The 14,299-nt window shown below is 71.9% G+C and carries 3 protein-coding genes; 1 reads left to right on the plus strand and 2 read right to left on the minus strand.

Going from position 1 to position 14,299, the window contains the following annotated elements; translation table 11 throughout:
• Window positions 1-166 precede the first annotated feature (166 nt).
• Window positions 167-1,006 carry an EamA family transporter gene (locus tag MRB58_RS08370; protein WP_244781262.1) on the plus strand — a complete coding sequence of 280 codons (840 nt, stop codon included), beginning with the start codon at window positions 167-169 and terminating at the stop codon, window positions 1,004-1,006.
• A gap of 166 nt (window positions 1,007-1,172) precedes the next feature.
• Here the strand turns inward: MRB58_RS08370 and MRB58_RS08375 are convergent, their stop codons facing one another.
• Window positions 1,173-5,837: a type I polyketide synthase gene (locus tag MRB58_RS08375; protein ID WP_244781263.1), complete on the minus strand. Its 4,665-nt coding sequence runs from the start codon at window positions 5,835-5,837 to the stop codon at window positions 1,173-1,175.
• 39 nt (window positions 5,838-5,876) lie between these two features.
• Window positions 5,877-14,291, minus strand: coding sequence for a type I polyketide synthase (locus tag MRB58_RS08380; RefSeq protein ID WP_244781264.1), 8,415 nt, complete (start codon window positions 14,289-14,291; stop codon window positions 5,877-5,879).
• Between the last annotated feature and the right edge of the window lie 8 nt (window positions 14,292-14,299).

Below are 14,299 nucleotides of genomic sequence, written 5' to 3' on the forward strand. Positions count from 1 at the left end.
TCACATTTGCTGCGAGAAGATATCGTTTTCCCGCAGTCGATCAGCGGCTCATATAGGTTCACATGCTACATGAAATCACATGGCCCGGCGTCCGGGCAAACGGCCCCCGCGCGGCCGTCGCGGTCCTGCGCGCCCCCGCCCCGCCGCTCGCACCCGCAACCGCCTGATGGACGCCGACGTCTTCATCGCCGTCCTCGCCGCCGCGCTGCTGCACGCGGGTTGGAACTCGGTCGTCAAGGTCGGGCTCGACCGCGCCTCGTCGGTGCTGCTGCTGGCGCTGGCGCAGGGGTTGATCGCGCTGCCCTTCCTGCCGTTCGTCACGCTGCCCGCGCCGGACGCCGTGCCGTGGATCCTGGTCGCGGCGGTGCTGCACTGCGGCTACCAGCTCTTCCTCGTGCAAGCCTACACCCACGCCGACCTCAGCCAAGCCTACCCCATGGCCCGCGGCACCGCGCCGCTGATCGTCACGATCGTCTCCGCGGCGTGGTTGGGCGCGGTGCCGAGCCTGCGCGAGCTGGCCGCCATCCTGGCGATCTCCGGCGGCGTGCTGATCCTCTCGTTCGAGCGGTCGGGCGGCAAGCGCATGGAGCGCAAGGGCCTCTGCTACGCCCTCGGCACGGCCTGCTTCACCGCGAGCTACACCTTGGTCGACGGCATCGGCGCCCGCGTCGCCGGCACGGCGACGGGCTATATCATGTGGATGATGGTCCTCGACGCGTTGCTGATGGCGGTCATCGCCGGGGCGATGCGCGGGCGCGACGCGTTCCGGCGGCTACCGGCGGCGGGGGCGGCGGGTGTCGCGGCGGGGGCGATGTCGCTGGGGTCGTACTGGATCGCGGTGTGGGCGTTCACGCAGGCGCCGATCGCGCTGGTGGCCTCCTTGCGCGAGACGAGCATCCTGTTCGCCATCGCCATCGCCGCACTCGTCATGCGCGAGCCGGTCGGCGGCACGCGATGGATCGCGGCGAGTTGCATCGCGCTGGGCGTCGTCGCCTCGCGGATCTGACGCGGGCCGCCCCAAAAAAATGGCCGCCATGCGGCGGCCAGTCTGTCGAAGGTGGATGTCGTGCTCGGACGGGGGACGACCGAGAACCACAGTCATGCCAATGCACGACTCACAGGCATGGTTCCCAAGGCGGGAGATTCTTTTCTCCGCACCGCGTCCGGTGGCCTCAGAGGTAGGCCACCGCCAGCACCAGATGCTCGTCGAGCCCCAGGCATACGCCGACTTCGGAGCCGTCCGGCGCGGTGATGGCCGCGGCGCCGTATTCGGGGTCGAGCATCCGCAGCGCGAAGGCCGCCGGGTTGCCGTTGAGCCCGGTCCCGAGGCATTTCGCCGTCGCCTCCTTGGCGCACCAGGCGAACAGCACGTCGAGTTCGCTCGCCGCGCCGATCTCGCGCATGTAGGTCCGTTCGGAGTCGGAGAAGCCGGCCGCGACCACGTCGCCCGTCTGCACGCGGCCGACGCGCTCCAGGTCGATGCCGACCGGCATGCCCGGCGGCGCCGCCACCGCGACGGTCTCTCCGTCCACATGCGCGACCGAAACCTCCGGCACCGCACCCAGGATCGCAAGCGCGTCGGCGTCGATGAACGGCTTCCCCTCGGCGTCGGCGCGGATGATGATGTCGGCCGGCAGCACCGCCGTCTCGAGGTGGCGCATGTACCAGCCGCGCGCGGCCTCCTTCATGGCGACGCGGCCGAGCAGCCATTCGTCCGCCCGGCGCGGCTTGCCGGCATAGGCCTTCCACTCCTCGCGCTCGTCGACCGAGAGCACCGTGTGGGCCAGCACCCGGCGCCAGATGCCGCCGGCATCGTCGAGGAAACCGGCCGGGAAGGCCGGCACCTGCCACACCAGCGTTCGCTCCGGGAGATCGGCGAAGACGCTGGACGCCTCGAATCCGTAGAACTCGTCGCGCGGCTGCCAGCGGGCTGCGTAGAAGGCGTGCGGCACGTCGAAGAAGCGGTCGTGCCAACCGGTGACGCGCAGGATCGGAGCGCCGTCCGCGCCGAGGCACACGAAGTCGCCGCGCAGGTAGTTGGTGCCGCCCTCGCCCGTCTCGAACCCCAGGCGGCCGGACATGATCGCCCCGGCGGTGTCCTCGCGCGCAGCGTCGAACAGCTCGATCGTGTCGATCCGGGAGGGGAAGGACGAGAAATCGGTCCCCATCCCCTGCGCGATCCAGAAGGCGGTGACATGGCCCACCTGGTCGAGCAGTGCCGGGTTCAGCACCAGCGGCGGACGCTCGCCCTCGCGGAAGAAGCCGGTGAGCGGCGTGTCGGCGAGGATCGCGTCGAGCCCCGTGTCGTCCCACGAGTGCAGGCTGGCGATGCCCTGGAAGAGCGGGCCGTGGAACATACCGGTCTGGTAGAGGTCCTCGTCCGCCCACATCGGCCACTGCGGCTCGACCAGCGGCGTCAGCGCGACGTCCTGGGGGATTGCGGGCGCGGCATCCAGCACGACGGAGCCCTCCACCAGCGGGGCGCCGGCGATGTCGTTGACGCGCACGGCGACCACCGCTCGCCCGTCGCGATCGGCCAGACGGGTCGCCTCGATGCCGAGCGAGCGGGCGCCGTCGTCCAGCGAGACCCAGTTCCAGGCGCGCACCTTTTCCAGCCGCACCGGGACGAGGCCGCCGGTGAGCGCGGCGCCCGCCTCGGCCAGCATCTCCATGGTGACGGCGAGCGGCACCACCGGCAGCGCACACAGGTCGCGATCGATGTCCGAGACGTCCATCGCGTAGAGCACATGGTGGCGCAGGAAGGCGTCCCGGTCGAGCGCGAGGTCGCACTCGGCGACGAGACGCGCCCCGTCGTTCACGGCCACACGCTGGAGGAAGGGATAGGTGCCGGCGAGAGAGACGGTGTCCGCGTCGGCGACGGGCGCGTCCTCCGGCTCGGCCGGGGCGAGCGGCGGTGCCTCGGCGACCGCGGGCGCGCCGGCGGGGAACATCGCCGCGCGCAATTCGGCGATCTTGTCCTGCGGCAAGCGCACGATGGGCAGCGTGTTGGCGATGACCTTCTCGGGCCGGCGCTTGCCGCGATCGCTGACGACGTCCGACTGGCCGAAGCGGCGCCCGGCGAAGAGCTGCGCGACGTCGACAGGGACGCCGCTGACCCACAGCCGCGCCAGGCTGTGCATGAGCTGCACCAGGCTGGAGCGCCGGCGCGAGCCGAACGCCACGGCGAGCACGTCCTTGCCCGACAGCGTGTTCTCGATGAATCCGGTGAGGTTGGCCGAGGGGCCGAGCTCCACGAAGGTGCGCACACCGTCCTCGTACATCTGCTCCACCGTCTCGGTGAAGCGGACCTTCGACTGCCATTGCAGCGCGGCGAGGGAACGGATCTCCTGCGGCACGTTGGGCATCGGCTCGGCGCTGGCGCACGAGTAGATCGGCATCGTCGGCGACGCGAAGTCGAGCTTTTGGTAGATGCCCTCGACCATCTCCGCGACCGGGGCGAAGAGCGAGGTGTGGTACGGCCGGTCGAACGGCAGGAAGGCGCAGAGTGCGGAATCCTTGCCCGCTTCGGCGACGATCTTGTCCAGTTCGGCGCGCTGACCGTAGAGCACCGTCTGCTGCGGGCAGTTGTCGAGCGCGATGTGGACGTCCTGCGCCTCGCCGGCCAGCGCGTGCACCTTCTCGCGCGCCAGGCCGCCGATCGTGAGGAGCGCGCCACCGGCGATCGACGTCGACTGCTCGATCGCCTTGTAGAGCGTGTTCAGCTCGCGGATGCGGGTCTCCAGCTCGTCCCAGCCGGAGGCGCCGAGCACCTTCGCCTCGTAGAGCGCGGCATGCTCACCGGAGGAATGGCCGACGACGCAGTCCGCCTTCAGGCCGAGAGTCGCCGCCACGGCGGAAAGCGCGCGGCTGGCGATGAAGGCCGACTCGGAGCCCATTTCGAGGCCGAAGAGGGCGCGATCCAGCTCGTCCTTGGCGTCCTGCCCCAGCAACGTCGGCGGCGGGAAGACGGACTCCGAGGGGCGGAACCCGCGCGCGTCGCCGTAGAGGCCGTCCCAGAAGTCGAACCAGCGGCGTGCCTCGGGGAAGGGGCCGAGGAGGTCGGCGAGCATCGATTGGTATTGCGCGCCTTCGCCGGGGAAGACGAAGGCGATCTTGCCGGCGCTCTGGCCGTCGCCGGCATAGATGCCGGAGCGCACCTGGAAGCGGGTGCGCCCGTCCCGCAGCCGCTCCCGCGCCTTGGCGAGGCGGTCGGCCAGCTCGGCCATGTTGGTGGCGACGATGCCGACCCGCATCGGGCCGACGTGGCCGTAGCGCTCGGCCAGGCCCTTGGCGATGCCGCCGAGCGGCTCGTCCGCCAGCGGCCCGGAGACCGCCGTCTCCAGCTCTTCGATTGCGGCGACCAGCGCGTCCCGCGTCTCGCCCGCCAGCACCATCAGCTCCACAGGCCAGAAGGCGGGGCGTGCCGTGGCGGTTTCCGGCGCCTCTTCCAGCACCGCGTGCGAGTTGATACCGCCGAAGCCGAATGCGTTGACGCCGGCGCGCCGCGGCGTGCCGCGCGGGTGGATCCACGGCCGCGTCTCGGTGTTGATGTAGAGCCGGCTCTGGTCGAGGCCGATGGAGCCGTTGACCTCGTTGCACACCGTCGGCGGCAGGGTGCGATGATGCAGCGCCAGCGTCGTCTTGATCAGCGCGGCGATGCCGGCGGCCGGGATGCAGTGGCCGATCAGCGACTTGAGTGCCCCCAGCGCGATCTCCGGGACCTCTTTGCGCCGCGCGCCGAACACCTCGCGCAGCGCCGACACTTCGGTCTGGTCGCCGAGCGGAATGCCGGTGCCGTGCGCCTCGATCAGACCGATCGTCTCCGGCGACACGCCGGCATCCTTGTACGCGCGGCGGATGGCGGCGATCTCACCCTCCAGCCGCGGCGCCAGGAGCCCGGAGCCCTTGCCGTCCGACGACTGGCCGAGACCCTTGACCACCGAGTAGATCGTATCCCCGTCGCGCACCGCGTCGTCGTAGCGCTTCAGCACCACCGCGCCGACGCCTTCCGACAAGAGCGTGCCATCCGCCTCTTCGGAGAACGGCATCACGGTGGAGGTCTTCGACAGCGCGTCGAGCTGGGTGAACACCATGTTCACCTCGGCCGGGATCGCGCCGTTGGCCCCACCGGCGATCATCAGGTCGCTGCGGCCCGCGCGCAGCTCCTCGACGGCGGAGAGCACCGCCAGCAGCGAGGACGAGCACGCCGCGTCGAGGATGTAGTTGGGGCCTCTGAGGTCGAGCCGGTTGGCGATGCGGCCGGTCATCACGTTGGGGACGAGGCCGGGCGCGGTGTCGGCGTTGAACGGCGGCAGGTGCTCCAGCAGCACCTCGCGCATCTTGGCGAGCGCCGCGTCGGGCACGTCCGGCAGGAGGTCGCGCAGCAGCGTCACCGTCTGGTCGAGGACGACGCCATGCTGCACCACGTTGGCGTTGCCGCGGTGCAGGTAGGTCGAGTGGCCGAGGATGATGCCGGTCGTCTCATGGTCGTAGCCGGTGAGGTAGCCGGCGTCGGCGAGCGCGTCGCGCGCCACCTTCAGCGCCAGGAACTGGTCCGGCTCCGATCCGTCGACCGAGTTCGGCACCACGCCGAGCGCGGCCGGGTTGACGCGGCAGAGGTCGCCGAGGAAGCCGCCGGCGGCGGTGGTGATGTGGGTGGTGCTGTCGGACGTCAGGTAGCGGTCCGCCTCCCACTCCGGCACCGGCTGGCGGATCTGGACGGACTTGGCGCAGATGTTCTGCCAGAACTGGGCGGGACCGTCGGCGCCCGGAAAGACGCACCCGATCCCGATGACGGCAATATCTCTTGAACGATCAACCTGGCCCGCGTCGGCCATCAAACTCTCCGCTATCCGTCAAAATGGCAGGGTGCGGGGTCAGACCCGCACCTCGCCGGCCCAGCCGCGGAAGCGGTTGAGCGCCTCGCTCGACGTGCTCTCCAGCTCGTCGATCACCATCACCGTACGGCCCGCCGCGTCGAGCACCAGGATCTCCGAGGAGAGCGCCGGGGCGGGCGTATCCTGCCGCACCTGAAGCACCATTCGTGCCGCGGCGCCGGCGCCGGCGAAGCGGCGGACGGGGCCGATGCGGTTGGGCAACGCCGGCGCGCCGCGGTGGACGATCGACCACACCCAGGCGAGTTGCGCCGCGGCGTCGATCAGCGACGGGTCGAAGAGCCATGCCGCATCCGCCGCCGCGCCGGCGACGAACCCCGCCTGCGGGGCGATCCCGGCGACGTTCGCGACGATGCCCGTCTCGTCCATGCCGACGAGCTCGGTGACCGCCTGGAAGGCGGGGCCGTGGAACAGCATCTCGCGGTACGCCTCGCGGGCGGTCACGGACGAGGGGCGCGGGTCGATGAGGTCCGCCGCGACCTCGGCCTCGGGCAGCCGGTCGGCGAGCTGGAGGGCGGCGCTGTAGTGCGGCGCGCCCTTCTCGCCGGCGGACTTGATGCGCACGGAGGCCGAGAAGCCGGCCGCGTCGCCGTGCTCGCTGCCCTGCACCACCAGCTCGATCGGCGCCGGCGCGTCGCCTTCCAGCCGCAGGCCCTTCAGGAGGCGCACGTCCGACACCTCGGTGATCGCCCAGCCGGGCCACACCATCTGCGCCGCCTGGGCCGACAGCTCCAGCGCGCAGGCGACGGGAAGCACCGGCACCCCGTCGATGCGGTGCTGATCGAGGTAGAGGTCCCGGCCGACGTTCAGCGTGTGAGCGACGATGCGGCCGCCGCGGGCGCCCTCGGTGTCGCTCGCGCCCGGCAGCAGGGCGAGCGGCGACGTCACGTCCTCCACCGGTGCCGGCGCGATGGCCATGAGCGCGCTCTGGTCGGTCTCGTGCTTCTCCCAGGGGCCCTCGCCCAGCACGATCTCGACATCGGCGATAGGGCCGCGCAGGATCTCGTCGCGGCACGCCTCGGCACCGCCGACGGGCTCGACCAGGATGACGCCCTTGCCCTCGAACTTGCGGCGCGTCTCGTCCGACACCATGCCGGGGCCGTGCCGCGTGCCGGCCCACGGACCCCAGTTGAGGACGGCGACCTTGGCGCTCTGCGGCCACCTGGCGCGCATTTGCAGGGCGATGCGGTTGAGAAGCTCGTTGGCGGCGGAATAGTCGGACTGGCCGGCGTTGCCGTAGCGCCCGGCGACCGAGCCGAACATGACGAAGAAGCTCAGCTTCTCCGGCTTCAGCGCGCGGGCGATGGCGAGCGCGCCGAGGATCTTGGTCTCGACCACGCGCAGCCAGCTCTCGGCGTCCTTGTCCACCAGGAGGCGGTCCTCGATGACGCCGGCGCCGTGGATCACTCCGTCGAGGCGGCCGAGCTGATCGTACAGGGTGCGCACCAGGCGGCTCATCTCCTTGGGATCCTGCGCGTCGGCGATGCGGTACTCGACCTTGGCGCCGGCCGCCGCGAACTCGGCGAGATTGGCGAGGATCTCGCGGTCGCGCAGCGTGCCGCGGACGATCCGCTCCACCTGCGCGGGCTTCACCGGCTCCTTGCGCGCCCGGGCGTCGGCGATGATCGCCGCACGCAGGTCGCCGAGGGTGACGGCGTGGGGGAAATGGTCGGCATCGGCGGTCGGCAGCGGGGTGCGCCCGACGATGACGAAGGTGACGCCGGGCGCCGCCAGCGCATGCAGCGCCTCGGCGGTGATGCCGCGCGCGCCGCCGGTCGCCAGCACGACCGCGCCTTGCGGCAGCGCATCGCGCGCCGGGCCCTCGATCTCCTCCGCCACGGAACGGAAGATGGTGCGCACGCCCTTCGGATAGCCGACCTCGATGCGCCCACCGGGCAGGCGCAGCTCGTCGAAGATCTGCCCGGCGCTGACCGACTTGGGCGACTTCGCGTCGAGGTCGATCGCCTTGGCGACGGCGTTCGGCCACTCCTCCTTGACGCTCTTGGCAAGGCCCGGCCCGCCGCCTTCGAGGCGCAGGGTCGGCGCGTTGCCGTCACGCCCGAAGCGGCCGCCGAGGCCGGAGACGAGAACGATGCGCCCGCCCTCGGCGAGGGAGGTCCCGAACGCGCGCAAGGCCTGATGCGGGAACAGCTCGTTGCGCAGCAGCTCGTTGCGCCACTGCGACGGGTCGCTCGACTCGGAGAGGCGGGCGGCCGACAGCGGCGCGGCGTGGATGAAGCCGACGACCGGCTCGTCCGGGTCGATGGCGAGGCCTTCGAGGGCCTTCACGTCGGCCTGGATCAGCTTGGGCGTGCCGCCCGCTTTTTCGATGAGGCCGGCGAGCGTGCGAGCGACGCCGCCGGTATCCTCGCTGACGAGATAGGTGCCCTTCGGCAGCGCGTAGGCCGCCGAAGCGCCTGAGGGTTGGGCCTGCTCCCGGATGACATACCGAGACGGACGGGCGGTGGTGGCCGCCTTCCGGGGAGCGTTGTCCGCCTCGGTCAAATCAAAAGGGGCTGTGGCCCCCTGGACGCCCGAGCCGATCCGTTCGGCGAGCGTGTCGAGGATGCCGTTGAGCGACTTCTGCGCGTTCAACTGCTCGCCGAGGTCGGCGACGTTGGGCTGGACGGCGGACGGCAGGCCCTTGAGGAGCGCGCCCACGATCTCGACCCGCTTGATGGAGTCGATCCCGAGGTCGGCTTCGAGGTTCTGGTCCATGTCGAGCATGTCGCGCGGGTAGCCGGTGCGCTCTTCGACGACCTCGAGGAGGATGTCGGAGATCTGCGCGCGGCCCAGCTCGGTGCTGGCCGGCGCGGCGGCCGCCGCCGGGGCAGGGGCGGCAGCCGGAGCCGGGGCCGCGACGGGGGCGGGGGCCGCGGCGAGGGCCGCGGGCGCTTCGGCCACGGCGCCGTTGGCGTGGTGAGCGCCGCCGTTGAGGGCGTGGCCGTTGGTGTAGGCCCCGTTCGATCCGTTCGCTCCATAGGCCGGGGCCGGGGCGGTCGCGACGGGCGCCGGCGCCGCGAGGCGGCCGGGGCCGCCGGCCGGGCGGGCGCCGTTCTGATCACCGCGCGCCGGAAGGCGCATCGGAGCACGCTGCGGACGCGCGGGGAGCGCGGCCTGCTGGCTCACACCGGCGGGCATCTCGCCCCCGCCGAGATATGCGAGCATCACGCCTTCCTGAACATCGAGGAAGCGCTGCATCGTCGCCTGGAACTCGGCGACCGATGCGTCGTGCGCATTCGTTCGCGTCGAATCGACCATTCGAACTCTCTCCTTGTTAAATGTGCCTCTGCGGCCTTCGCGCATGGCCGCCTTGGCGGTCACATCGGTGCGAGTCTCCTGGGATTGGCCGAATGCCGACCGCGCCACGTCCCTATCGTTCGCCAGGCCGTGCGGCCCGGTCGTCTCCGGGGTCTGCGCCCCGTTGGTGGGGGCCATCGCCCCGTCGTTCGTCGTTCCGGCCGCGGGGGCCGGCTCGGCGGCGGCCACGGGGCGAGCCCGCGCGGCCCGTTCCACCTCCGCCTGTTCCAGCGTCAGCACCGGCAGCGGCGGCGCGCCGACGGGGCGGGCCCCGCTCCCGTTCAGCCACCACATGTGCTTGGCCGGGACCGTCTGCCGGGCATGGGCCGTCAGGTCGTTGGCCAGCGGCCGGCAATCGCGGCCCTGCCACAGACGCTCCAGGTCGACGCGCGCGCCTTCGGCGAGCAGCCCGCCGATCGCCCGCAGGAAGCCTTCCAGGCCCCCTGCCCCGTCGTCCATCGTCACCGCGCGGTGCGGGCGGTCGCCCAACACCTTCTTCACCATGTTGGCGTGGGCCGACTTCGGCCCGACCGACAGGAAGACCCGCGCGCCGGCGGCATACATCGCCTCGATCTCGGCGACGAACTCGACCGCGCTCGCCAAGTGCGCGCCCATCGCGGCGGCGATCCCGGTCGCGGCGTGCGGCGCGCCGGTCTGGTTGGAATAGACCGGGAAGGCCGGCACGCTGAGGTCCATCGTGCCGATATGCTCGGCCAGGCGAGCCCCCGCCTCGGCGATGATCGGCGAGTGGAAGGCGGCCCCGACGGTGATCTTCTGCGCTTGCAGGCCGGCCTTGGCCATCGCCTGCAGCGCGACGTCGATGCCCGCCTTGGTGCCGGACAGAACCGTCTGGTCGGGCGCGTTGTGGTTGGCGACCCACACCCCCTCGATGCCCTTCAACGCCGCCTCGACAGGCGGGCGATCGGCACGCACGGCGGCCATGGTGCCGAGGTCGCCCTCGCCGGCCGCCTCGATCATCAGCCGGCCCCGCACCTCGGAGATCTCGAGGAGTTGCGGCAACGTGAGGACGCCCGCCGCGTAGAGAGCGACGAACTCGCCGTAGCTGTGACCGGCGGCCATGTCGGCCGAGACCCCCATCGCGCGCAGGAGCGCCAGGATACCGGTCTCCACCGCGCCGAGTGCGGGCTGGGCGATGTCAGTCCGGGTGAGCCGGTCCTGCGCCGCGGCGCGCGCGGCATCGTCGTAGAGGGCGCGGGCGAAGATCGCGCGCGACAGGCGGCCCCCCGCCAGACCCTTGCCGGCCATGGCGGCTTCGAGAACGGAGTCGGCCGCTTGCAGCCCCTCGCGTGCTTCCTCGAAAAGGAGCGCCAGCTCGCGGAACATGCCGACATATTGCGAGCCCTGGCCGGGGAAGACGAACGCCGTCTTGCCCTCCGCCGCCAGAGGGGCGGCACTGAAGGCGGCGCCCGCCGGCATGGCCGCCGCCGGGTCGGCGAGCGCGGCCGCCAGCTTGGCCACGGCGCCGTGCGGGTCGGCGCGCCCGTCCACCACCAGCGTCGCGGTGACGCCCTTGGCGGGGAGCTTGCGGGCGAGCGTGACGGCGAGGTCTCGCACGGCCGGCGATTTGCCGGCCAGCCGGTCGGCGGTCTGCCGCACGGTGGCGGCGAGCGCGGCTCGGTCGGGCGCGCGCCAGGCGAGCAGTTCGTGGGACCACGTCTCGCGCGGTGCGGGGGCCGGGGCGAGGCTGTCGTATTCCTCGACGGTGACGTGGAAGTTGGTGCCGCCGAAGCCGAAGGCGGAGATGCCGGCGCGGCGCGTTTCGCCATCGCGCACCAGCCAGGGGAGCGCCTCGTCGACGATGTAGAGCGGCGCGTCCTCGGCCGTCAGCGTCGGGTTCGGCTTGTCGATGTAGCCGTGCGGCGGCAACGTCTTGTGGTAGCAGGCGAGCGTCGCCTTCATCAGGCCGGAGATGCCGGCCGCGGCCTTGGTGTGGCCGATGAGGGTCTTGACCGAGCCGATGGCGTGGTTCGCCACCTCGGTGCCGCCCACCTCGTCGAGCGCACGGGAGACGGTTTCCAGCTCGGCGGTATCGCCGGCGACGGTGCCGGTGCCGTGCGCCTCGAACAGGCCCACGGTGGAGGGCGAGTAGCCGGCCATCTCGTAGGCGCGGCGCAGGGCGCGGATCTGCCCGTCCGGATGCGGTGCGGTCATCGACTTGGCGCGCCCATCCGAAGAACCGGCGACGCCCTTGATGACGCCGTAGATGCGGTCGCCGTCGCGCTCGGCATCGGCGAGCCGCTTCATGGCGACGACGGCGATGCCCTCGGAGATGGCGATGCCGTCGGCCTCACTGTCGAACGTGCGGCAGCGGCCGCGGGGCGACAGCGCCTGCGTCTTGGAGAAGCAAAGGTAACCGAACGGCCCCTGCACGGTGTCCACGCCGCCGGCGATCACGCAGTCGGACCGGCCGGTCTCCAGCTCCAGCACGCCCTGGTAGACGGCCGTCAGCGAGGACGCGCAGGCGGCGTCGACGGTGTAGTTGACGCCGCCGAAATCGAGCCGGTTGGCCGAGCGGCCGGCGGCCACGTTGAGCAGGATGCCGGCGAAGGAATCCTCGGTCCAGGTCGGCAGGCGCTCGGCCGCGGAGGGCTCCAGCTCGCCCAGGAAGCGCGGCATCTCCGAACGCACGGCGTACTGCGCGCCGACGTCGCCCGCCCCGCCCGAGGCCCCCAGGATGATCGACATCTTCTCGCGGCTGTCGGGCGCCTTCTCGATCCCGGCGTCGGCGAGGCAGCGGCGCACCAGCTCCAGCGTCATCAGCTGTAGCGGGTCGACGGCCTTGATCGCCTTCGGCGGCATGCCGAACTGCAGCGGATCGAACAGGAGGTCGTTGGAGAACCCGCCCCAGCGCGAGTAGATCTTGTCCGGTGCGTTGCGATCCTCGTCGAAGTAGATGCGCCAGTCCCACCGGGTCGACGGCACCTCGGAGATGGCGTTGACCTTGTCGACGATGTTTTCCCAATAGGCCTGCACGGTCTCCGCACCCGGCAGCGTGGCGGACATGCCGACGATAGCGATCTCCGTCGGCTCACCGCGGCGGGACACGCGGGCCGCTTCCAGCGCGGTCTCGGCCTGGCGGGCCTTCGCCTCCTGCAGCAGGGCGTGGCTGCCGGCGGAAATCTCGTCGTGCAGTTCGGCCACCGTCGTCACGGCGTCGCGGATCGTCGCGACCTGGCCGATCATGTACATGCCTTCGTTCTGCTGGCGCTCCAGCGGGACGGGCTGGATGTCGCCGTTCGGCCCGCCGCGCTCGGTGCCCTTGGAGGCGAGACGCAGGCGGCCGAGGGACAGCGCCTCCAGCTCCTCGCGCGCGTCGTCGGCGGAGACGGTGCCGGACTGCAACTCCCGCCGGCGCCGCTCGAACTCGTCGGTGAAGGGGGATTCGGCGGCGCGCGAGGCGTGGCCGGGGCCGGTCTCCAGCGTGTGCGTCACGGTGCAGGAGAGCGCCGTTTTCTGGAACTCCGGCACGATGGCGCCGGCGTCGACGATCTCCTTGGTGAAGAGGTAGGCGGTGCCGACGAGGACACCGACCTTGAAGCCCGCCTCGGCCAGCGGCGCCGTCATCGCCGACACCACCGCGGCGGAGTAGGCGTCGTGGATGCCGCCCGCGAAGAGGACGTGGATCTCGGCGTTCTGCGCCGGCGTGCCGGCATTGGCCAGCAGCGTCGTCACCATCGAATCCCACAGCACGAAGGACGACAGCGGGCCGACATGGCCGCCGCACTCGCGCCCTTCCAGCACGAACTTCTTGGCGCCCTGCTCGATGAACATCGTCAGCAGGCGCGGCGAGGGGACGTGCAGGTAGGTGGCGATCCCGTCGTCCTCGAACGCCTTGGCCTGGTCGGGCCGGCCGCCGGCGATGAGGGCGAACTTCGGGTTGTAGCGCCGCGCGACCTCGACCTGCGCCGAGACCAGCTCGGCCGGCGCGAAGCCCAGCAGGCCGAGGCCCCAGGGCTTGCCGGCGAGCCGCTCGGCGGACTCCTTCAAGAGCGTTTCGACGGCGGCCGGACGCATCAGCGCCAGCGCCAGCATCGGCAGTCCCCCGCCCTCGCCGACGGCCTGGGCGAAGGCGGCATCGTCGCTGACGCGGGTCATCGGGCCCTGCACGATGGGGTACGGGGTGCCGTGCGTGGCGGCGACGCCCTTCCCCTTGCCGAGCGGGTCGGTCTCGATCGCGAGGTCGAGGCGCGTCTGCGTCTCGGCGAGCATCGCGGCGGCGAGCCGGCCGAACGTGGCGTAGCGCTCCGCGAACGGCGCCGCGAAGGCGACGGCCTGGCCGAGCGGGACGATGTCCGTCGCCGGGTCGGCCCAGCCCATCCGCGCGGCGAGCTGCGCCTCGGCGGCGGCGTCGTCCAGCGTGCGGGCGGTCTCACGGAAGGTGCGCAGGTGCCGGAAGGACGGCTTCTCGAAGACACGCCACGTCTTGGCGCCGATGACGACGCGGCCGGTCTCCAGCCCCGTGAGGTCCTTGAGGGCGGCGCGCGCCTTGTCGCTCAGCGGCGACTCGGCCAGCAGCAGGAGCTGGTCGTCCAGCACCACGCCAGCGGCGCCCGCGGCACGCACGGCCGCGGCGGAGTGCATGCCGATGCCGCCGCGCACCAGCACCGGCGCGGATTGCCGCCGCAGCGCCTTCTGCAGCAGGATATAGGCGGTCTCCTCGCCGACGGCGCCGCCGGCCTCGTGACCCTTCACCATCAGCGCGGCGTGGCCGGCGAGATCCGCCAGCCGGTCGTCCCACGCGTTCGCCTCGACGATCACCGCGACGCCGATGTCGCGCGCGGTGGCGATCAGCGCCGGGTCGGCCAACACGGCGGGCGCGTCCAGCACCAGCCAGCCGAGGCCATCGGCGACGTGCGCGGCGACGTCCGCCAGTGCGGCCGCGTCGACCGGGCCGAGCTTCACGCCGAACGGGGCGCGGGTGCGACCGGCGAGCGCCGCGATCGCCGCGTGCGGGAACGGGCCCGTCTCGGCGTTGAGGATGCCGAGGTGGCCGGCGCGGTCGGCGGCGAACACCAGCCTGGCATCGGGCAGACCGGCCGGCGTCAGCGCAATGATCCGAAACTCACCGGCGGTCATATCTGCGC

Origin of the sequence: Acuticoccus sp. I52.16.1 (genome assembly GCF_022865125.1) — a bacterium.
Classification (GTDB): domain Bacteria; phylum Pseudomonadota; class Alphaproteobacteria; order Rhizobiales; family Amorphaceae; genus Acuticoccus.